The organism is Geobacillus sp. 47C-IIb (genome assembly GCF_014679705.1).
GTDB lineage: Bacteria > Bacillota > Bacilli > Bacillales > Anoxybacillaceae > Geobacillus > Geobacillus thermodenitrificans.
In genome coordinates this window covers 3,039,452-3,061,099 of the sequence record NZ_CP061473.1, presented here as the reverse complement: position 1 = coordinate 3,061,099, position 21,648 = coordinate 3,039,452, and the positions used below count along the sequence as shown (strand labels likewise).

Below are 21,648 nucleotides of genomic sequence, written 5' to 3'. Positions count from 1 at the left end.
TTTGCTTAAACGTGATAATCTTTATTTACAATTTTGTTGAAACATTAGTGTCCCAACATAGTATCATAGCATCACTCCGTATCATGCAAACGGACTAGAATGACATCAGCTCCGATTTTGACAATGTTTTGCCACGGAATGACGACCGCTTCCTCACGCCCAAACAGCCCGAGCATCTTTCCAGCTCCTAAAATAATCAATGAACGAATTTTGCCTGTATCGAGATCGATGTCAATATCCCCAATATTGCCGAGCTTTTTCCCATTGGCTACATTGACAACATCTTTTGTCTGAAACTCTGAAATTCTCATCACGGTTCATTCCCCCGCCTTTCCTCTCCTCTTTTTCATCTATATGACGCCGCCAAACAGGTTATGTAACAAAGAAAAAAGGCTGCTCTAGCAGCCGCTCACACTTGGATGTTTTTATTCATTTGCCGGATCGCTGCTTTTTCCAACCGCGATACTTGCGCTTGGGAAATACCGATTTCCTCAGCGACCTCCATTTGTGTTTTCCCTTGGAAAAATCGTTTGCGGATGATCATTTTTTCCCGCTCATTTAACCGCCGCAACCCTTCTTTCAATGCGATTTCTTCAATCCATTGACTGTCGCGGTTGCGCTCATCGCTCAGCTGATCCATCACGTAAATCGGATCGCCGCCGTCATTGTAAATCGGTTCAAATAGCGAAACCGGATCTTGAATGGCATCGAGGGCCAAAACGACTTCTTCATGGGCGACACCAAGTTCTTTCGCAATCTCTTCCGTCGACGGCTCTTTCGCTGTCTCACCCATAAGCCGTTCTCGCACTTGCAACGCTTTGTAGGCAATATCGCGCAGCGAGCGCGAAACGCGGATCGGATTGTTGTCACGCAAATAGCGGCGGATTTCGCCGATAATCATCGGCACCGCATACGTGGAAAACTTAACATTTTGATTTAAATCAAAATTATCAATCGATTTCATAAGTCCGATGCAACCGACTTGAAACAAATCATCAACAAATTCGCCACGGTTGTTAAAGCGTTGAATGACGCTTAACACGAGGCGTAAGTTTCCGTTTACCAATTTTTCCCTTGCTTCCAAATCCCCTTCATGCATCCGTTGAAACAGTTCACGCATTTCCTCATTTTTGAGGACGGGAAGCTTTGAAGTATCCACGCCGCAAATTTCGACTTTGTTCCTCGTCAAGTTGTTCCCTCCCATCAGGAGATGCTAAGTCGTCAGTTTTCAGTATCTCCCTGGGAGGGAAAAATATGCACAGCCTGTCCGAGCGAAAAAAAGCGGCGGAGCGTCCACTCCCGCCGCTTGCTACATCATTTTGTTGAACTCTTTGCGCAACCGTTTAATGATCCGCTTCTCAAGCCGCGATATGTACGATTGCGAAATACCGAGCAAATCAGCAACATCTTTTTGCGTTTTTTCCTCACCACCCGAAAGACCAAAACGCAGTTCCATAATTTGCTTTTCACGGTCGCTCAGCTGGCGCAAGGCGTTCAGCAACAGGCGCCGATCGACATCCGCTTCCAAGTCTTTCGTAATCACATCATCTTCCGTGCCGAGCACATCAGACAGCAGCAACTCATTGCCGTCCCAGTCAATATTCAACGGCTCATCAAATGACACTTCCGCCCGCACTTTATTATTGCGGCGCAAATACATTAAAATTTCATTTTCAATGCAGCGTGAAGCATACGTCGCCAGCTTGATTTTTTTCTCTGGATTGAACGTGTTGACCGCCTTAATCAGTCCGATCGTTCCAATGCTGATCAAGTCCTCGATATGAATGCCGGTGTTTTCAAATTTGCGCGCGATGTAAACGACAAGGCGTAAGTTGCGCTCGATGAGAAGCGACCGCGCTGTCTTATCACCGACCGCCAACCGCTCGATCAGCCGTTCCTCTTCCTCTTTCGTCAGCGGCGGAGGGAGCGCTTCACTGCCGCCGATATAATAAATCTCATCCGTCTTCAAACCGAGTTTAGCCAGAAGCTTATACACCCAATACATGAAGCGAAGTTTCCACTTTTTCATAAAAATCCCCCTTCTAAACGGATAAAAAGCGAGTATGATATAGTAACGAACTACGAAGCGGTCAGCTTTCTTCCCGCCTGCACCATTTTCGGATGGATGATGCAATCGTATTCTCCGTCGGCTGAAAGCGGGTCTGCACTTAAGGCCATAAGCCCATGTTTCACCTCAAGCCACTCGTTTTCGTATGACAGCGCGATGCGGTCTAGTTTTACCGCCATCATCATTTGCGGGCCGCTGCCCACTGCGCGGTATGGAATGAGACGAAGACGATGGGCCCACTGTTCGGGCGGGTCGTCAACCGTCATGGCTGCCATATGCATCGTCAGCTCCTCAGGCAGCACTTCCTTTGCTTTTTCCCTATCAACAACCATCACCGGCGTTTTCGTCACTGGATCGAACAGCTGATTGCCGCTGTCAATGAGCCCACGCAGCGCCAGCGGCCGGCCATCCCAAACAACGATGACGTCAATAATATGTTCAAAACGCAGTTTTTTCTCACGAATGTTTTCCACACGGCGGCGGGAAAAAAGCCATAGCACCGGAAAACCAATCACGACAAACAACCAGCTGACCGGGTCGCCCGCTCCGGGGGGCATGATCAACCATTCTTGCTGAACGGACAGCTGCGGCACGAACAAATAATGGACAGCCAGCATGCCGCCGCCGATAGCGAACGTCGCAAAGTAAAATGCCATCATGTTCTCGATCATATAGCGCGGCCGCTTAAAGCCAAAAGCGGCGAGCACAATCAAGATCGAGGCGGCCATTTTGGCAAGCGGGTGCTGGGCGATGGCGGACAACGGGGTGAACAGCAGCACCACAAGCAGCGACCCGATCAACGCCCCAGCCAACAGGCGCCACCAAATGACCGGTCGCTTGAGCATGAGCGCTGCCAGCCAAAGAAGCAAGGCGTCAAAACAGACATTGAGCAGCCAAATCACATCGACGTAAACGATCAAACAGCAAGCCCCTCCCCCCGCCCACATTAGCTTTGTCTGAAACAAGTATATAGCACATCATGAGGGAAAGTCTGTCAATCGGTGATGGTGAAAAAAAGGATGTTTTGTCAAAGTGAGGGGAATCACGGCGGATGAAACAAGCCGTCTGCAACTTAAGCAAGGCGAAAAACTTGATTTCAATAAAAATAGGCATGAACAACAAGTTGTTCATGCCTGGTTTCATCTTAACGACGACGGTTGCGATTACGCAAGAAAGCTGGAATGTCAAGCGGATCTTCCGCTTGCCCTGAACGAAGCGCCGCATAGTCTTGTGTCGGCTCTTCGCGCTTTTCCCGCTTCGGCGCCGGCGTCACTTTCGGCGCTGTACTGATGCCGACGCGCGATGGCCGCGGTTGCGAAGCAACGTTTTCGTTAAAGCCGGTCGCGATGACAGTGACGACAATTTCATCTTTTAAGTTTTCGTTGATGACCGAGCCAAAAATCATGTTCACTTCTTGGTCGGCTGCTGAAGCGACGATATCAGCCGCTTCCTGTACTTCGTACAAGCTTAAATTCATCCCGCCAGTGATGTTCATTAGCACACCTTGCGCTCCGTCAATGGATGTTTCCAACAGCGGGCTGGAAATCGCCTTCTTCGCTGCCTCTGCAGCCCGGTTTTCACCGCTGGCCACTCCGATGCCCATCAACGCCGAACCTTTGTTTGACATGATCGTTTTCACGTCAGCGAAATCGAGGTTGATGAGCCCCGGCACGGCGATCAAGTCAGAGATGCCTTGCACCCCTTGGCGCAGCACGTTGTCCGCTTCGCGGAACGCCTCAAGCATCGGCGTATTTTTATCGACAATTTCAAGCAACCGGTCGTTCGGAATGACGATCAGCGTATCGACCGCTTCTTTCATGGCGGCGATGCCGCTTGCGGCTTGCGTCGCCCGTTTCCGCCCTTCAAAAGTGAACGGGCGCGTAACGACGCCGACCGTCAGCGCTCCTAATTCGCGTGCGATTTGGGCGATGACTGGCGCCGCGCCTGTTCCTGTGCCACCGCCCATCCCGGCGGTAACAAACACCATATCCGCACCGCGGAGCGCTTCTTCAATTTGCTCTTTGCTTTCTTCCGCGGCTTTTTTTCCGACTTCCGGGTTTGCGCCTGCGCCCAAACCGCGCGTCAGTTTCGCCCCGATTTGCAGTTTCGTCGGCGCCTTCGATAATTTGAGTGCCTGTGCATCCGTGTTAACTGCAATAAACTCCACACCTTGCACTCCGTGTTCAATCATCCGATTGACGGCGTTGTTGCCGCCGCCCCCGACCCCAATCACCTTGATTGTTGCCAACTGATCGATTGTCGTATCAAACTCCAACATAACCAAATCCTCCTAAATTTCAGTCTCTATTCAAAGAAAGATCCGAAAAATTTCTTGACCTTTTTCCCAAAATGGTCTTCTTTCTTTTTTGGTTTCGGCTGCTGTTTTGGTGCGGGGCGCTCAATCGGCTCCGCCGCCGCAGCAACCGGAACCGTTTTTCCTTGCAGCTGCGCTTGCCGGTAGGCGAATTTGAGCAAGCCGACGCCGATCGTATATTGCGGGTCACGCACACCGATATAATCCGGCAGGGCGACGCGGACGCTCGTCCCTAAGACGACGTGAGCCAGTTCCAGCACCCCTGGCATATTCGCCACACCACCTGTCAGCACATAGCCGCCAGGAAGGTCGCGAAACCCGAGACGGCGCACTTCATGCTGAACCATTTGCAAAATTTCCTCCAACCTTGCTTCAATAATGTCGGCGATCTCAAGCTGGCTGAACTGCTGGTGCTGATCGGTACCCATGATTGGCACGGTGAATACCTCTTCTTCCGAGGCATAGTCATAAAATGCATGCCCATGCTTCAGTTTAATTTTTTCGGCGTCTTCTGTTGTTGTGCGCAGCCCGATGGCCAGATCTTTTGTAATATGTTCCCCGCCGACCGGAAGCGAAGATACAGCCTGCAACCCGCCTTGCTCAAAGACGGCGACCGTTGTCGAACCGCCCCCTAGGTCGACGAGTGCAACACCTAAATGCCGTTCGTCATCGGATAACGCAAGCGAGCCGGCCGCCAACGGCTGGAGGCAAATATCGCTAATTTCCAAGCCAGCCCGTTCCACACAACGAAGGAGATTATGTAAAATTGTCTTCGCTCCCGTGATCATTGTCCCTTCCATTTCTAGACGGACACCAAGCATGCCGCGCGGATCATGGATGCCGTCTAATCCGTCAACAATAAACTGGCGCGGAACGATCCCGATAATTTCCCGATCCGGAGGGATGGAAACGACTTGCGCAGCATCGATGACGCGAGCGACATCCTCGTCACTAATTTCACGATTTTCACTCGCAACGGCGACAATGCCGTGACAATCTTGCAGCTGAACATGGCTGCCTGCCACCCCAACAATCACGCGGCGGATTGACAGGCCGACCATCCGCTCTGCTTGCTCGACCGCCCGCTTGATCGAGTGCACCGTTTTATCTATATCAACAATCGCCCCTTTTTTGAGCCCTTCGGATTTCACATTGCCTACCCCGATAATGTTAATCGAGCTGCCTAACATTTCCCCAATGATCACTTTAATGCTCGATGTCCCGACATCGAGGCTAACGACGATCTCATTGCTGCTCATCTTTTGGCATCTGCCTACTAAAAACGCACCTATCGGCCGGCGTTTCAGTAAGCAGCGACACCTCCTTTTTCGGCTGAAATTTCTCTATCCATCTCTTTGTCTATGTCTAGTTTATAAATTCCGCAAAAACACCATATTTTGTTTTACTCCATATAATTCAACATGCCAAAAGGCTTTCCCTGTCTTTTGCTTAACTTTTTTCACGATTTTGCCGCCGCTCCGCCCATTCGGCAAGCCAAAGGCGGCGGATGATGGCAATGTTTTGAAAAAGGCGGACACCGAACGCAAACACAGCCGCTAAATACAAGTCTACACCAAGATGTATCCCAAGAAAAGTTAAAGTTGTGGCAAGGATAATGTTGAAAAAAAAACCGGTTATAAATACAAGTTCGTCGTATGTCCGCTGTAAATGGGCGCGCCATCCTCCGATTAATGTATCAAAGGCCGCCAAAATAGCAATTGACAAATAATTAGAATACTCATCGGGAATTTCCCAGCCGGCGAGAACGCCGACAGCAAACCCGAGCAACATCCCGAGAAGCGGGAGCCACATGCTACTTCTCCTCCTTGCCGGCGCTCGCCGTCTCCATGTATTTTACGTCCGGCCGTTCAGTTGATGGTGGAATGACGATCACCGACTTCGGTTTGGAAATCGAAAGCTCCAGGTTTTCGACGATGAAATCGTCGCGAATCGGCGAAACAGCTAATCCGCTATACAGCTTGTCCACGTCATCCGCAATCGCCTTCACCTCAACCGGCAGCCTGATTGGGCGGCGGCCAACGTTCGTTATACCGTTGATATCGCGAATCGCCGTCCGGTTCGTCAGCCGCTCGCCGCCGATAGCAATTTCCCTTGCCCCATATTTGTTCAACTCATTCACTAACCGTTGCAGCAGCTCCGGGGAAACGGTCGCAGTGACTGGCCCAACATAGTCGGCCGTCGAGAATGGTGCAATCATCAGCACAATGCCGCTCCCTTTCACTTCAGTCAGTCCGGCTTCCTCCCGCAACTCAGCGACAGTCGCCTCGAGCGCCGCCCCGCCGCCTGCCGCCTCCTTCTCCTGATAATGGCGCAATTTCTCTTCATAATCTTCGAGCTCCTCAAGCAGCTGCTGCTCGAGCTGTTGTTCTTTCGTTAAATCAGCGCGCAGTTCCCAAATGTCGCGTGTGTCACGCTCTTCTGAAGGCATCGTCGTCCGCAGCTCAACCGCGAGCATCACGCCAAACACGGCGGCGACGATGACAAAAGATAACCGTTTTTTCCACTCCAACATGCTTCAACGCTCCTTCCCGCCCTTTTTTACGGTTTGGGCGCAAATACCGGATCGAGAACGATGTTCTTTTGCTTTTCCACTTTCACATCGATATGGTCTTCGACTAGCTGGTCGACGACACCGCCGGCTAACTCAAGCGCGGATGATAGCACATCCGGGTCGCCGATCGCCGAAATGACAAACGGAGCCGCATGTTGTGTCCCGTCCACTTCAATGACTGGACCATTACAGACAATGTAAGAGCGATGGGAAATACGCTGCCCATTAATAGCAACGGCCTCAGCACCGGAAATAAGCAGCTCGTGAACGACTTTCCATACGTGCTGTTCATGAACGATGTAATCAGTAGCACTCGCTTCAGAGGGGATATAAGAGGAATCGGAAAGCGTGACTGCTACGCCTTTCCCTTTGACCCTCGCCTTTCCAACATGCATGCGCAGCTGTTCTGCCTCTTTCGCCAACCCGACCTCATTCGACTGTTGCTCGGCCAATTTTTTTTCCCATTCGGTCAATTCAGCTTGCTTTTTGACAAGCTGCTGCTTTAGCGACCGGTTTTCTTTTTGCAAAGCGATAAGCGCCGAACGATACTCGTACTCCTTTTTCCACTCACTGTCGCTCCATTGGCGACGTGGCTCCTCCTCTTTCGTATGCTGGTACGAAAACCCAAGCATAGTCCCAAAGATAAAACAAATAAAAGTAAGGAGGACGCGGCTACGGACTTTTCGTCTCATCGTCATCCTCCTTTTTCGTCGGTTCATACGGAACAAAATAGCTGCCTACTTCCAGGTGAATGACTCCTTTGACATTCCGGTCGAGCTCGGCGATAATCGACGGATAATGCGACAGCTTATCAGCAAAGTTATGAATCGTCGCACTCACCTCATAGCCATCATTCATATAGACAACGACCCGGTCTTTGTATTCACCGGTTGGCTTGTAGTGAATTTCCGATATGGCACCAAGCACCGCCGCTGGCAGTTCAGCAAGCTGCCCGGTCATTTCCGCAATGGCTTCACCACTTTTCCAGCCGACTAATACCGGTGCATCGCTCGGAGCCGTTTTCACCGCTTCCTGCTTTAGCAGCTGCCCGTTCTCAAGCAGTGGAAAAAACGTTTGCCGGTTATATACGTAGGCGACCCGCCGCCATTCACGAACGTCGATGACGATCGTATTCGGCAGCCGCTTCTTCACAGTGGCTTCCTTAATTTCCGGATGACGAGCAATTTTCGCCTCCACGTTTTGTTCATTCACTTTCCAAAAGCTTGTCCGCTTTGTAATGCCGCTCAAACTGATGATCCGCTCCGCCGGCAGATGACGGTTGCCGCTCACTTCCACATGCCTCACTGCACTGAGCGGCGATTGAAAATAAAGGACACATAAGATAAACAGAAAAAAGAAGAACAAATACAAAATGAGCCGACGGTTCGCTTTTTGACGGCGCCGCTCTTTCAGCTTCGGCACACGATCCTCTAGAACGACGACCTTTCCTTTTTCCATCGCATTCACCGCTTTCTTGTCCAACGCCCACATTCTTGCCCATGGACAAAACACATTGCCGCATTTGAATAAAAACAAACGGCATCCGCTGCCGTTTCTTTGTCCTTTGCACTTGTTTTCATTATATCACAAATAGACTGCGAGAGAGAGCCTGTTTTTTATCGCATTTGCCGCCACTATTCGACGAGAGCGCCACCGGCCCAATCAAGGCAAACAAAAGCGGCGGACAGCCGCCGCCTGCCTAGGTCTAGTAGCGGGCATGCCTGCTAATATTGAGCAGCACACCGATAGCCATCAGCATCAACGTCAGCGATGAACCGCCGTAGCTTAAAAACGGAAGAGTAATACCGGTGACAGGCATCAGTCCGGTAACAACGCCGATATTGATCATCACTTGAATAGCGATCATCGAAATGATGCCAAGCGCCAAAAAGCTGCCGTACAAATCAGGAGCGCCAAGGGCGATGCGCACGCCGCGCCAGAGAAGAAGGCTAAACAAAAGAAGGACGAGCGAACCACCAATAAAACCAAGCTCTTCAGCTAAAATCGCGAAAATAAAATCCGTTTGTGGCTCCGGCAAATAAAAAAACTTTTGCCGGCTTTGCCCAAGCCCAAGACCGAACAAGCCGCCCGGCCCAATGGCGTACAGCGACTGAATGATTTGAAATCCGCTCCCGAGCGGGTCTTCCCACGGGTTTAAAAACGACGTAATCCGCTTAATCCGGTATGGAGCTGATAAGATGAGGGCCACAAACCCGGCGAGCCCCAATACACCAAGACCGATAAAATGGCTGAGGCGGGCGCCGGCAACGAAAATCATCGTCACACATGTTCCGACCATGACGGTGCCCGTCCCTAAATCCGGTTGCAGCATAATCATTCCGAAAGCAGCAAACACGAGCAAAAGCGCCGGCAGCAACCCTTGTTTAAACGACGTAATCTTTTTTTGGTTTTCAGATAAATATTTGGCTAAAAAGGCGATCATAGCAAGCTTCATAAACTCAGACGGCTGAATGGAAAACGCCCCGACGCCGATCCAGCTTCGCGATCCATTGCGCACCATGCCGATTCCCGGAATAAGCACAAGGATGAGCAGCACAAAACAAACACCGAGCAGCACTTTCGACCAATCGCGCCACGTCCAATAATCGATGTTCATCATAAAAAACATGGCGATCACGCCAACGCCGGCAAACAAAAGCTGACGCTTGGCGAAGAAAAACGAATCGTTAAACTTGTATTCTGCCCAGATGGCGCTCGCACTGTACACCATAATAAGCCCGATCGCTAAGAGCGAAAACGTTAAAATAATGAGCAAAAAATCCGGTGCAGACTTTTTTCGCGGCAATGCCCAACACCTCTATTTTGTAAACTAGAGGGAAAGGGCTGTCCCTTTCCCTCTATTTCAACTTATGCACGGCGTTAATAAAAATGTCCCCTCTCTCCTCGAAAGTTTTATATTGATCCCAACTGGCACATGCCGGAGAGAGCAAAATGACATCGCCCGGCTCTGAAAGCCGAAAGGCAACCGGGACGGCCTTTTCCACATTATCGACATATTCTACCGTTTCTATTCCCGCCTCCCGAGCCACGCGGCCAATCTTGGCCGCCGTTTGGCCAAACAGCACCATGGCTTTGACCTGTTGCAAGTATGGGAGAAGGGCATCAAATTCATTGCCGCGATCAAGCCCACCGGCCAGCAAAATGACCGGCTCATCAGCAAACGCCGCGAGCGCCTTTTGCGTCGCCAATATGTTCGTCGCCTTCGAATCATTGTAAAATCGCCGTCCGTCGACTTCAGCCACATATTGAAGTCGGTGCTTCACGCCCGTAAACGTCGTCAACACCCGACGGATGGCCTCATTGCTAGCGCCAGCTAGTTTAGCAGCTGCTACTGCAGCTAAAATATTTTCCAAATTGTGCTGACCGGGGAGAACGATGTCGGCGATCTGGATGACCGACTCACCGTTCCAATAAACAGTGCCATCTTGGACGTACGCCCCTTCACCAAGCGGCTTTGTCACCGAAAACAGCACCTTTTGCGCCCGAACGGACGAGACGATGTCCATCACAAGCGGATCATCCGCATTGACGACGGCGTAATCGTGTGCTGTTTGGTTGCGGAAAATGTTCGCCTTCGCCGCTGCATATGCTTCTTTCGTCCCGTGGTAATCCAAGTGGGCGTCAAAAATGTTGAGCAAGACCGCGATCCTCGGACGAAACTCGTCAATGCCGGCCAGTTGGAACGAAGACAGCTCGGTGACAAGCCATTGATCCGGTTTCGCTTCCTTTGCCACCTCGCAGGCCACAAGACCAATATTGCCAGCAAGCAGCGGGTCTTGGCCGTCCGCCTTTAACATCTCATAAATGAGCGTCGTTGTCGTCGTTTTTCCGTTCGACCCGGTAATACCGATAAACGGCGCCTCAGAAATACGATAGGCAAGCTCCACTTCTGTCACAATCGGAAGCCCTTTTTCGAGCGCCTTTTCGACCAACGGGTTTGTATACGGAATTCCTGGATTTTTCACAACAAGATCAAATGGCTCATCGAGCAGCTCGAGCGGATGACCACCACAAACGACGCGGATACCGAGCTGCTCCAGCTTCTTCGCCTCCGCATTTTCCTCCAACGGTTTTTGGTCGTTGGCGACGACTTCAACACCTAATTCAGCAAGCAACCGAGCCGCCGCCGCCCCACTTTTAGCCAATCCAATGACAAGCACACGACGATGTTGATAAAAAGGAGTCGGTTTCAATTAAATCCACACCTCGATATAAATTCCTAGCATTGCGAATAAAAGGCCGACAGCCCAAAACGTGACGACAATGCGCCATTCCGACCAGCCGACGAGCTCATAATGATGATGGAGCGGACTCATACGAAAGACGCGCTTACCGGTCATTTTGAATGAGGCAACTTGAATAATGACCGACAGCGTCTCAATGACAAACACGCCGCCGATCACAACAAGCAGCAGCTCAAGCTTCGTTAAGACAGCGACGGCGGCAATCGCTCCGCCGAGCGCAAGCGAACCGGTATCGCCCATAAACACTTTCGCCGGATGAGCGTTAAACACTAAAAAGCCGAGCACGGCGCCGACAACAGCCACACAAAACACAGCCACGTCGTACTGGCCTTGATTCCAAGCCAAGACGGCGTAAGCGCCAAAGGCGATGGCCGCCGTTCCGGCGAGCAGCCCGTCAAGCCCATCGGTCAAATTGACAGCGTTCGAACCGCCAACGAGCATGAACAACAGCAACACCCCGTATGCCCAACCAAGGTCAAACGACCAGTCAGTGCCGGGAATATGTAGCGCTGTCGAAAAACCGCTTTGCCGATAGACAAAAAAGAAAATGACCGCAATGATGAGCTGGCCGATAAATTTTTGCCGGCTTGTCAGTCCAAGATTTCGCTTCATCACAACTTTAATCATGTCGTCTAAAAAGCCGAGCACCCCATAACCGATCGTTACAAACAACAATAAATATGTCCCCGCCGAAAGAACGGAAAACTTGGCCGTCACCCACACGGTCGTCGCAATGATGGAAAGCAAAATCATTATGCCGCCCATTGTCGGAGTGCCCGATTTTTTTTGGTGCGACTTCGGTCCTTCCTCTCGAATACTTTGCCCAAATTTTAACCGTCGCAAAAACGGGATAAATAGCGGGGACAAAATGACTGTGATTAAAAAGGAGACCGCCATCGCAATGACGATTATTTGCTCTGGCATGAATCGTCACATCCTTTTGCCGGCCGCACGCTCAGCCACCTTCTCTGCAATTCAGCGAGCTGCAGGCGAGCTTCAGTATCAGCTGGAGCGTATGTTCCGCCTTTTTCCGAGAACGTAAAAGAAAATTCCGTGCCCCCGTCGCCCTCGCTTTGCCCTAAGTACCGCTCAAGCAACCTGGCAGCCGCTTCAAGCGGCGACGGAACAAAAAAGAGCGGAAACTGGTTGGGAATATAGCGGGGCAGCGGCTCGCCGATCGGCCAAAATGAAGCGATCGCCCCATGATCAATGGCTGTTTTCAACGTTTCCGCCGCATTTTTGAGCGGAACGAACAGCCCTTTTTTCACTTGCTTCGCGGGGTCGACAAACACGGCGTGAAAACGAATCGTCTCATCGATAATGCCGCGCGCCTCCACCGCGATGGATTGCACCATTTTATACGTAACCATCGTCATCTTCTCTCCTTCACCGCCGCTCGGGCGACAGCGCGATCGTCAAAGTCGATCACATCGTCGCCGATGATTTGATACGTTTCATGCCCTTTGCCGGCAATTAACACGACATCACCTTCTTGCGCCTGCCCAATGGCATACCGGATCGCCTCTTCCCGGTCGGGAATGGTCACATACGTCCCGTCCCCAGCACTAACGCCGGCCTCCATATCGCGCAAAATTTGCCTCGGGTCTTCCGAGCGCGGATTGTCGGAGGTAAAAACAGCGACATCCGCATAGCGCACCGCCGCTTGCGCCATGAGCGGCCGCTTTGTTCGGTCGCGGTCACCGCCGCAGCCGATCACAACATACACGTTTCGCTTTGCAAATTGCCGCACGGTTTTCAGTGCATTTTCCACACTATCCGGCGTATGAGCATAATCGACAATAACAGTAAAATTTTGCCCTTCATCGACCGTTTCAAACCGCCCCGGCACCGGCGAGACATCAGCGAGCGCCTCGGCAATCGTCGCAAGCGAAAAGCCGGACGCAAGGCAAGCGGCTGTGGCAGCGAGGAGGTTATAGACGTTAAACAGGCCGACCAGCTTCGTTTCGATCGCCATGGTCCCATGCGGAGTGCACAGTTGAAATGCCATGCCGCCGGGAGTCATTTCGATTTGCTCTGCCATCACATCGCTTTTTTCCTTTATGCCATATGTGATGATCGGTGCAGCTGTCATATGTTTATAATATTGCGAAACGGGGTCGTCATGATTGAGAACGGCAAATTTTGGCCGCCGCTCGTCGTAACGGTTGCCAAGTTGGGCAAACAGCAGCCCTTTGGCGTTCCGATATTCTTCCATTGTTCCATGATAGTCTAAGTGGTCTTGTGTCAAGTTCGTAAACACGGCGACGTCGTAATCGCAACCGTGCACCCGTCCTTGGTGAAGGGCGTGTGATGACACTTCCATGGTTACAAACTCCACACCTTCGTCAACCATTTGTTTAAACGTACGCTGCAAGACAAGTGACTCCGGTGTCGTATTCACTGCCGGGTAAGAACGGTCGCCGATTTTCGTCCCAACCGTGCCGATGATCCCGGTTTTCTTGCCGGCTTTTCTCGCCACCTGCTCAATGATATGAGTCGTCGTTGTTTTACCGTTTGTGCCCGTCACTCCGATTAAATGAAGGCGGTGAGTCGGTTGACCGTAAAACGCATCCGCTAAAATCGCCATCGCTCGCCGGCTGTCCGGCACAACAACAACCGGCACATTCACCGAGAGCGGGCGCTCGGCGACAATCGCCACCGCCCCGCGCTCCACCGCCTGTTCGGCAAAATCGTGTCCATCCACGGTAAATCCTTTCACACAAAAAAAGAGAGAACCAGGCGTGACATGGCGCGAGTCCATCTCCAGCGCAACGATATCCGGGTTGCCCCCACGATGCACCCAAAAGCCGGGCAAGCGTGACAGCAGCGTTTGTAATTTCATGTTTGCTTCATCCCTTTCGCTTATAAATAGCCCGCCCAACGATGCGGACAGCGGAAAAAGGGGCACAACCAACCCGATGAATCATCGCATCGGCCGCCCCTTGTGCGATCATTTACTGCTCCTCTGCCGTCTCGTTTTTCGCCAAATAAATGCGAATTGTCGACCCCTCTTTCACTTTCGCACCTGGCTCTGGAGATTGTTCAACGACCACATCTCCCTCGCCACTAACATCTAATTTTAAGTCAAAAAGTTGTTCTTGCAAATCTTTTTTTGTCAATCCGATTAAGTTTGGTACTTCCAGCACTTTCGGCTCGTTCCAGTCCCGCTCTTTGGCGAGTTGATCTTTGCGAGGTTTTACGTTCATCACACGTAGGCTGTCTTCCATCACTTTGCCGACGATCGGCGCGGCGACCGTACCGCCAAACTGAACCGTCCCTTTCGGGTTGTCAACGGCGACGTATACGACAAGCTGCGGATCGTCAGCCGGAGCGAAACCGATGAACGATACGATATGGTTGTTTTGCAAATAGCGGCCTCCTTGCGCTTTTTGCGCCGTTCCGGTTTTTCCGCCGACACGGTATCCTTCGACATACGCCTTTTTCCCTGTTCCTTGGGCAACGACACTCTCAAGCGCATATCGGACTTGTTTCGACGTTTCCTCGGAAATAACGCGCCGTTTCGCCTTTGGCGTATTGCGCCGGACGATTTCACCCGTTTCTGGGTCGATCCACTCCTTGGCAATGTATGGAGTGTACAAAACACCGCCATTGACCGCAGCCGATACGGCAGCGACTTGCTGGATCGGCGTCACCGACACCCCTTGGCCGAACGCGGTCGTCGCCAGCTCAACCGGCCCTACCCGTTTTAAATCAAACAAAATTCCGGTTCCTTCCCCTTGCAAATCGATGCCGGTTTTCTCGCCAAACCCGAACTGCTTAATGTACTTAAACAACGTTTCTTTTCCTAGTCGTTCTCCCAGCTCTACAAACCCTGGGTTGCAAGAGTTTTGCACGACTTCCAAAAACGTTTGCTCTCCGTGGCCGCCTTTTTTCCAGCAACGAAGCGTAGCACCGGCTACTTTGGCATAGCCCGGGTCAAAAAAGTGGTCTTTGAGCAAATTCACTTTTCCTTCCTCAAGAGCTGCCGCAAGCGTAATGATTTTGAACGTTGACCCTGGCTCATATGTGCTCCAAATCGGCAAATTGCGGTTGTAAATTTCCGGAGGGACGTCCCGGTAGTTGGCCGGGTCGAAAGTAGGGCGGCTCGCCATCGCCAAAATTTCGCCCGTATTCGGGTTCATAGCGATGGCGATGATGCCGTCTGGATTGTATTTTGCCTCCGCGATATCAAGCTCCCGTTCGATAATCGTCTGGATGCGCGAGTCAATGGTCAGCACTAAATCCAAGCCGTCGGTCGGCGGCGTATAGTCGTCCGCTATACCGGGCATGCGTCGTCCTTTGGCATCGGAATAAAATTGCACAGAGCCGCGTTCGCCGCTTAGTTCTTTGTCATAATACAGCTCAAGCCCGGTGAGCCCCTGATTGTCAATGCCGCTAAAGCCAAGCACATGCGACAAATAGCTGCCAAATGGGTAGTAACGCTTTGTATCTTCAGCGATATAGATCCCATCTAAGTCAAGTGCGCGTACGCTCGCCGCTTTTTCATCAGAAATTTTTCGCCCTTCCTTTAGACGGACGATCGATGTTTTTTGCGTAATTTGCTTATAGATTGATTCGACTGAAGCGCCCAACACAACGGACAGCTTTTCCGCCGCCTCCGCCGGATTTTTCACTTGCCGGGGGATGACGTACACTGTCGGCGCGCTCATATTCGTCGCCAGCGGGACGCCGTTGCGATCCAAAATTTCACCGCGCTTCGGTTCAAACGGGATGTTCCGGCCCCATAGCCCTTTCGCCCGTTCCGTTAACATATCGCTAAGCCAAAATTGGACGTAACCAAGACGGAGATCGATAATCGCAAAAATGAAAATACCGATCAAAAACACGATCGTCAACCGCTTGCGCACGGTAACGTACGACACGCGCATATGGCGGAACCTCCTTCGTGATGGGCTCGTTCCACTATATGCTTGTACGCCCCGTTATAGAACGGCAAAAATCATTCGTGCGGCTTGTTGTCCTTCCGTTCAGCCGCCTCTTTTTCTTTCTTCGCCATCGTTTCTTCCCATTGGCGTGGAGAAGCCAGCTCGACAATCAAATAATCTCCTTTGCGCACTTCCGCTCCCGGACGAATGCTTTGGCTGACGACATAACCGGTGCCTTTCGTACTCGGACGCAACTCGAGCACGTTGGCCACTTTCATGGCGTCCCGCAGCGAAAAGCCGCGCAAATCCGGCATCGTTGCTGATCCGTCCGTTTTCAGCACGACTCGCTCCCCTGGAAGAACGCGCTCCCCACCGCTCGGAAGCTGCCGTTCAACATTTTTACCGTTGCCGATGACAACCGGCACATATCCTTTTTCTTTCAGCTGTTCCGCCGCTGAGACGGCGGTTTGACCGATCAGCGAGTCAAGCGCGCGCCGTTCCGCCTTCTTCGTCTCTGTCTGTTTTTTCTCTACCGGCTCGATATGCAAATATTGCAAACTGCTTTTCATCACCGTTGTAAAAATTTGCGACACCGGCGCTGCCCCGGTTTCCGTTACATCAAGCCGCGGCTGCTGAACGGCTACATACATGATGAGCCGTGGATCGTCAGCCGGCGCCATACCTAAAAACGAAAAAATATAGTTTTCCCGGCCCGTCATGTAGCCGCCGGCGGCCGACGGAATTTGCGCCGTCCCTGTTTTGCCTGCGACACGGTAGCCATCGATCTGGTACGGACGGCCGGTACCGTGTTCCGACGAGACAACCGTCTCTAAAATCTCGCGCACTTGGCGCGCCGTCTCCGCAGTGATCGGTTCACCGGCTACAGTCGGCTCATGATCAAGAACGACTTTGCCGTTGTCCGGATCAACCACTTTTTCAATGATGTATGGCTTCATCATTTTTCCATCATTAGCGATTGCCGTTGCTGCTTGAATTTGCTGAATCGGCGTCACCGACGTCCCTTGGCCAAATCCTGTCGTTATTCGTTCAATCGGATAGCGATAGCGGATTTGCCCAACAGACTCGTTCGGCAAATCGATGCCGGTTTTCTGGTCGAAGCGGAAGCGATGCAAATATTGCAAAAATCGATCTTCACCGAGCTTTTCTTTCACTAAAATGGAAAAAGCGACGTTCGATGAACGCTGCACTCCTTCGTCAAATGTAATTGTTCCCCAGCCGACATCGTTGTGGTCGCGAACAGTGTTTGGCCCAACTTTGTACGCTCCGGAACGAAACGTTTCCTTGCCGTTATATACCCCTTCATTAATAGCCGCCGCGAGCGTAAACACCTTCATCGTCGACCCTGGCTCGTACGGATAGGAAATGGCATCATTCAAAAAGTTCGTAATGTCGCGCTTATTCGGATCAAAACTCGGACGGGTCGCCATAGCCAAAATTTTCCCTGTTTTCGGATCAGCGACGATACCGATCATTTTCTTCGGCTTGTACTGCTTCTCAACGTTATTCATGGCGTCTTCTAAAAATGTTTGGATTTTTCCATCGATCGTCAAATAGACGTTCGCCCCGTTGTCTGGCTTGACGATACGTTCTTTTGCCTCCGGCAGGCGAAAGCCGTTCACATCACCAGCAAATGACACATAGCCGTCTGTTTCGCGCAAATATCGATCAAGCCATTTTTCCACACCCATTTTGCCCACTGTTTCGTTTTCCGCATTTTTTTGTGCGTACCCGATCACGTGCGAAGCAAATGTGCCATTCGGATAAAACCGATTTGTATCACGGATGAAGGCAATGCCCGGCAAATCGAGCGCTTCAATTTTTCGCTTGAGTTCAAAGCTGATGTTGCGGCCGTAGGAGCCGAACTCGACCTGCTTGGCCTTTTTCGTTAAAATGCGCTCCATGTCCTTGACATCCATACCAAGCAACGGCGCAAGCTTTTTCGCCGTTGTTTCCGGATCGACAACATGACGCGGACGTTCCGGGTTGGTCGTCATCTCTGGATCCAAAATGGCCACGACCGTATATGAAGGTACATCCTGCGCCAAAATGGTGCCGTTGCGATCGAAAATCGTCCCGCGCTTCGCTTCGATCACTCGCTTTTGTTTATGCTGCTGTTCAGCTTTCGCGGCTAACACATGACCGTCCGCTTTTCCGGTCCATTGCAGTTGGATAAAACGGGCAAAGAGCAGAAAAAAGAGCAGGCTGAAAACGATAAACAAAATCCCTGCTCCTCGATGGGTGTTGGAATGTTTTTTCATTTCCATTCTCCATCATTCCTTTACAACTTTCACATGGTCTTCGTTCAGTGACAGCCCAAGCTCCTTCGCCTTTTGCAAAATGCGCTCGTACGAGCTCAACTGCTGCACTTCGACGTACAAGTCATTATTTTCCTTTTTCTGTTCATCAATGGCCGTCTCCAATTTTTGTATGTCTTTATTCAGCTCATAAATTTGCACTTGGCTTGAGACAAATTGAACCGCCACATAAAAGGCAAATAACAAAAATGAGACGATCAACAGCTTCTCGGCCAATGTGAGACGAAAACGACGTTTTCGCTGCGGCTTCGGGCTCGGCGGTGCAGCCGGACGCTTTTGTTCACGCACTACTTTAACTGCCAAATTGTTCACAGCTTTCCCCTCCTATTTCTCCTCTCGTTCTTTTCCATCATTCGCACACGTTACTGTTTTTCAGCAATACGAAGTTTTGCCGAACGGGCGCGGTTGTTTCGTTCCAGCTCCTCAGCAGAAGGAACAACCGGTTTTTTTGTAATGATTTTCAGCACGGGACGGTAATCATCGGGGAGAACCGGAAGCCCCGGAGGCAATGGCGGGCTTTCGCTTGCTTTTTTAAACGTTTCTTTGCAAATACGGTCTTCGAGCGAATGAAACGTAATGACGCTCACTCGACCACCCGGCGCCAACAGTTCAATTGCCTGCTCGAGCGCTTCGCGAAACGCCTCGAGCTCATCGTTGACAGCGATGCGAAGCGCCTGGAAAATGCGTTTGGCCGGATGTCCACCGCTGCGGCGCGCTGGTGCCGGGATCGCCGCTTTGATCACTTCAACGAGCTCTCCGGTTGTTTCGATCGGTCTTTTACGGCGCACCTCTTCAATTTTGCGCGCCACCTGTTTTGAAAACTTTTCTTCGCCGTAGCGGAAAAAAATGCGGACAAGCTCTTCATATGGCCAGCGGTTAACAATCTCCGCCGCTGTAAGCCGCTGCTTGCGGTCCATCCGCATGTCAAGCGGCGCATCATGCTGATAGCTGAAGCCGCGCTCCGGCTCATCGAGCTGCGGCGACGAAACGCCTAAGTCAAACAATATCCCGTCAACAGCGTGGATGCCAAGGGCTGAAAGCTCCTCCTGCAAAAACCGGAAGTTCCGGTTTATGAACTGCACTTGTTCACGGTAACGGGCGAGCCGCTCGCTCGCGTGCAAAATGGCGGTCTCGTCTTGATCAAAAGCAAACAGTTTTCCTCGTTTTGAAAGACGGGAGAGTAAATATTCACTATGGCCGCCGCCGCCTAACGTGCAATCAACATAGACACCGTCTGGACGGACGTTCAGCCCATCGACTGCCTCTTTTAACAACACAGTTGTATGCTGAAACATATGTCCACCACCTTTGTTGCTTCCGAACGCACTTGCATCGGCCAGTGGCCGCTTCCTTATTATATCGCAAAGATGAACAAAATTTTAGCTTTTTTTGTAAAAAAGCGTCCCTTTTTGTTTATTTTTGTCGGACAAAACCAATATGAACCATAATTTAAAAATCGATCCTTTACTTTTATTCCCATCCGATTTTGGTTGTTTTTTTACTATTCATTTCAAGAAAAAAAAAATCCTGCTCGAAACAGGATTTTTCTTTTCGACTTTTTCTTTGAAAAAGCCTTATATATATACAATTTTATGCATCCCGTTTCCCGGGTTGCTAATCGCTGAAAGTTTTTCTACAAAATCAAATCCGTAACGGTTCACATAGTAAAACACGTTCCAAACCCGCTCCTGAGGCGCCCCGTTCGGCCTCAGCGACGTTTCCACACGCCAAAATTTCCGCCATTCAACCTCATGTTTGCGTAGCAACGCCCGCTCCAACGTTTGCTGAAGAAACTCGATTTGTGCCTGAATGATGGCGGCATTTTTCGCCACTAATCCCTCTAATCCGCGGTCAATGGCCACGCCAAGCTCACGCAATGGCCGATGTGCCGCCTCAATATCAGCTTTCGCTTTGGCAAACGCCTCCGTCAGCGGCGCCTCAGCGGTTGCCTTGAGCCATTGCTGCTTTACCGCCTCGAGGCGCCCGGACAATACATCGGCCGCCTCAAGACCGATATCGACCAGATCCGTTTGCAGTGAACGGCTGACAAGCGTCGCCTGCAAACGCGGCACAACTGGCGGCATTTCCATTCCGAACAACGCAAACACTTCTTTCAATTCCGCCCAATAGGCAATCTCCCCAGGCCCGGCAATAAAGGCGAGCGTCGGCAGCAAATATTCTTGCATGAGCGGGCGGGTGACCACATTGTTGCTTAAACAGGCCGGCTTCGCTTCAGCGAGCTCGAGCAACTGTTGCTTCGTCAAGGCGACACTCCCCGTTTTATTGCGAAACAGCCCGCTTTCCTCATCATAGTGCAAAAGAGAGCGCTCACGGCCATCGTAATAAAACAAGTTGGCCGCATTCGGTGCGATCTCAATGAGCGGTGCATATCCAAGCGCGCGCAATGCCTCTTGCTGGGCCAGCACGGCTGACGTCACATCGCGATGGCGATCAATGAGCGCAGCAAAAAAACGGCGCTCAAGCGGGCGCACCGATGCATCGCCAGCGTTGAGAACGACTAAGCCGTCATCGGCAAACAAGCGCAGGACAATAGCGGCAAAAAAGTCAACAAACGTGCGGGAATCGTCCAGACACGCCGCGAGAAATGAAAGCAGTTCATTCGTCACATCCGTTTCCCCATATGTTTTGACGACGCGCTCAATCCACGCGTCAGCAAGCTGGCGATCGAGAGGGACATCGGCGGCCATCTGCTTTTCTTTCAATTTGTGCGGATACACCACTTTTTTTACTTCGCCGTCCTCTACGACATATACATGGTCGACTTCGGCGATGTCATGGTCTTCACCGGCAATCCAAAACAGCGGCACAACCGGTACACCAAGTTTTTGCTCCTGCTCTTTGGCAAGCCGGATTATCGTAATGATTTTATAAATTGTATAAAGCGGGCCGGTCAACAGTCCAGCTTGCTGCCCTCCGACGATGACAACACTGTTTTCATCGCGCAGCTTATCGATATTGTTCATCGTCGCCGCGCTGGCTGAAAAACGGCGGTGATAGGCTTGCAAGTAATCGGCCAGCCCATGTCGGTCATATGTCCTTGTTTGCAAGTGAATCAGACGCCGGCGAAACGCCTCATCATCGGTCCGTGCATAGCCAAACCCTTTTTCGGCTGGGAATGCACCGGTTATGTAATCAGCTGCCAACTTCGTTGTCGCCGGCAGCGGAACTTCTCGAACTTCCATGACG

At 51.3% G+C, this 21,648-nt stretch carries 20 protein-coding genes; all 20 read right to left on the bottom strand.

Features of this window, described 5'->3' with window-relative positions; translation table 11 throughout:
• Positions 1 to 71 precede the first annotated feature (71 nt).
• On the bottom strand, positions 72 to 314 hold the full coding sequence (locus IC804_RS15505) for a YlmC/YmxH family sporulation protein (protein ID WP_008878672.1): 243 nt from the start codon (positions 312 to 314) through the stop codon (positions 72 to 74).
• A gap of 95 nt (positions 315 to 409) precedes the next feature.
• On the bottom strand, positions 410 to 1,189 hold the full coding sequence (gene sigG, locus IC804_RS15500) for an RNA polymerase sporulation sigma factor SigG (protein WP_008878673.1): 780 nt from the start codon (positions 1,187 to 1,189) through the stop codon (positions 410 to 412).
• A 120-nt stretch (positions 1,190 to 1,309) separates the two neighbouring features.
• Complete coding sequence (gene sigE / locus IC804_RS15495) at positions 1,310 to 2,029, bottom strand: RNA polymerase sporulation sigma factor SigE (protein ID WP_008878674.1); 720 nt, start codon at positions 2,027 to 2,029, stop codon at positions 1,310 to 1,312.
• A gap of 50 nt (positions 2,030 to 2,079) precedes the next feature.
• A complete protein-coding gene (spoIIGA, locus tag IC804_RS15490; RefSeq protein ID WP_081157221.1) occupies positions 2,080 to 2,988 on the bottom strand; it encodes a sigma-E processing peptidase SpoIIGA in 909 nt (302 codons plus the stop codon).
• A gap of 224 nt (positions 2,989 to 3,212) precedes the next feature.
• Positions 3,213 to 4,346 (bottom strand): cell division protein FtsZ, encoded by a 1,134-nt coding sequence (gene ftsZ, locus IC804_RS15485; protein ID WP_008878677.1) that lies wholly within the window; start codon positions 4,344 to 4,346, stop codon positions 3,213 to 3,215.
• A 26-nt stretch (positions 4,347 to 4,372) separates the two neighbouring features.
• Positions 4,373 to 5,641, bottom strand: coding sequence for a cell division protein FtsA (gene ftsA / locus IC804_RS15480; RefSeq protein WP_008878678.1), 1,269 nt, complete (start codon positions 5,639 to 5,641; stop codon positions 4,373 to 4,375).
• A gap of 190 nt (positions 5,642 to 5,831) precedes the next feature.
• Positions 5,832 to 6,194 carry a small basic family protein gene (locus tag IC804_RS15475; RefSeq protein ID WP_008878680.1) on the bottom strand — a complete coding sequence of 121 codons (363 nt, stop codon included), beginning with the start codon at positions 6,192 to 6,194 and terminating at the stop codon, positions 5,832 to 5,834.
• Position 6,195: 1 nt separating this feature from the next.
• Positions 6,196 to 6,912: a DUF881 domain-containing protein gene (locus tag IC804_RS15470; protein ID WP_369802836.1), complete on the bottom strand. Its 717-nt coding sequence runs from the start codon at positions 6,910 to 6,912 to the stop codon at positions 6,196 to 6,198.
• Positions 6,913 to 6,941: 29 nt separating this feature from the next.
• Positions 6,942 to 7,646 carry a DUF881 domain-containing protein gene (locus IC804_RS15465; RefSeq protein WP_029760422.1) on the bottom strand — a complete coding sequence of 235 codons (705 nt, stop codon included), beginning with the start codon at positions 7,644 to 7,646 and terminating at the stop codon, positions 6,942 to 6,944.
• Complete coding sequence (gene divIB, locus IC804_RS15460) at positions 7,627 to 8,412, bottom strand: cell division protein DivIB (protein ID WP_029760421.1); 786 nt, start codon at positions 8,410 to 8,412, stop codon at positions 7,627 to 7,629. The genes IC804_RS15465 and divIB overlap by 20 nt, the downstream gene beginning before the upstream one ends.
• Before the next feature lie 247 nt (positions 8,413 to 8,659).
• Positions 8,660 to 9,760, bottom strand: a complete 1,101-nt coding sequence (gene spoVE, locus IC804_RS15455) for a stage V sporulation protein E (RefSeq protein WP_008878684.1) — start codon at positions 9,758 to 9,760, stop codon at positions 8,660 to 8,662.
• 52 nt (positions 9,761 to 9,812) lie between these two features.
• Entirely contained in the window at positions 9,813 to 11,168 is a 1,356-nt protein-coding gene (murD, locus tag IC804_RS15450; RefSeq protein ID WP_029760420.1) for a UDP-N-acetylmuramoyl-L-alanine--D-glutamate ligase, read from the bottom strand.
• On the bottom strand, positions 11,169 to 12,143 hold the full coding sequence (mraY, locus tag IC804_RS15445; protein WP_008878688.1) for a phospho-N-acetylmuramoyl-pentapeptide-transferase: 975 nt from the start codon (positions 12,141 to 12,143) through the stop codon (positions 11,169 to 11,171).
• On the bottom strand, positions 12,128 to 12,595 hold the full coding sequence (locus IC804_RS15440; RefSeq protein ID WP_008878689.1) for a hypothetical protein: 468 nt from the start codon (positions 12,593 to 12,595) through the stop codon (positions 12,128 to 12,130). The genes mraY and IC804_RS15440 overlap by 16 nt, the downstream gene beginning before the upstream one ends.
• Positions 12,592 to 14,061 (bottom strand): UDP-N-acetylmuramoyl-L-alanyl-D-glutamate--2,6-diaminopimelate ligase, encoded by a 1,470-nt coding sequence (locus IC804_RS15435; protein ID WP_081157220.1) that lies wholly within the window; start codon positions 14,059 to 14,061, stop codon positions 12,592 to 12,594. Before IC804_RS15435 ends, IC804_RS15440 begins: the two co-directional genes overlap by 4 nt.
• Positions 14,062 to 14,173: 112 nt before the next feature.
• Positions 14,174 to 16,108, bottom strand: coding sequence for a stage V sporulation protein D (locus IC804_RS15430; RefSeq protein WP_008878692.1), 1,935 nt, complete (start codon positions 16,106 to 16,108; stop codon positions 14,174 to 14,176).
• Between the two features lie 71 nt (positions 16,109 to 16,179).
• On the bottom strand, positions 16,180 to 18,390 hold the full coding sequence (locus tag IC804_RS15425; protein WP_011887097.1) for a penicillin-binding protein: 2,211 nt from the start codon (positions 18,388 to 18,390) through the stop codon (positions 16,180 to 16,182).
• A gap of 6 nt (positions 18,391 to 18,396) precedes the next feature.
• On the bottom strand, positions 18,397 to 18,753 hold the full coding sequence (gene ftsL, locus IC804_RS15420) for a cell division protein FtsL (RefSeq protein ID WP_008878695.1): 357 nt from the start codon (positions 18,751 to 18,753) through the stop codon (positions 18,397 to 18,399).
• A 50-nt stretch (positions 18,754 to 18,803) separates the two neighbouring features.
• Entirely contained in the window at positions 18,804 to 19,736 is a 933-nt protein-coding gene (gene rsmH, locus IC804_RS15415; RefSeq protein ID WP_008878696.1) for a 16S rRNA (cytosine(1402)-N(4))-methyltransferase RsmH, read from the bottom strand.
• A gap of 279 nt (positions 19,737 to 20,015) precedes the next feature.
• Complete coding sequence (gene bshC, locus IC804_RS15410) at positions 20,016 to 21,644, bottom strand: bacillithiol biosynthesis cysteine-adding enzyme BshC (RefSeq protein WP_081157219.1); 1,629 nt, start codon at positions 21,642 to 21,644, stop codon at positions 20,016 to 20,018.
• Positions 21,645 to 21,648 lie beyond the last annotated feature (4 nt).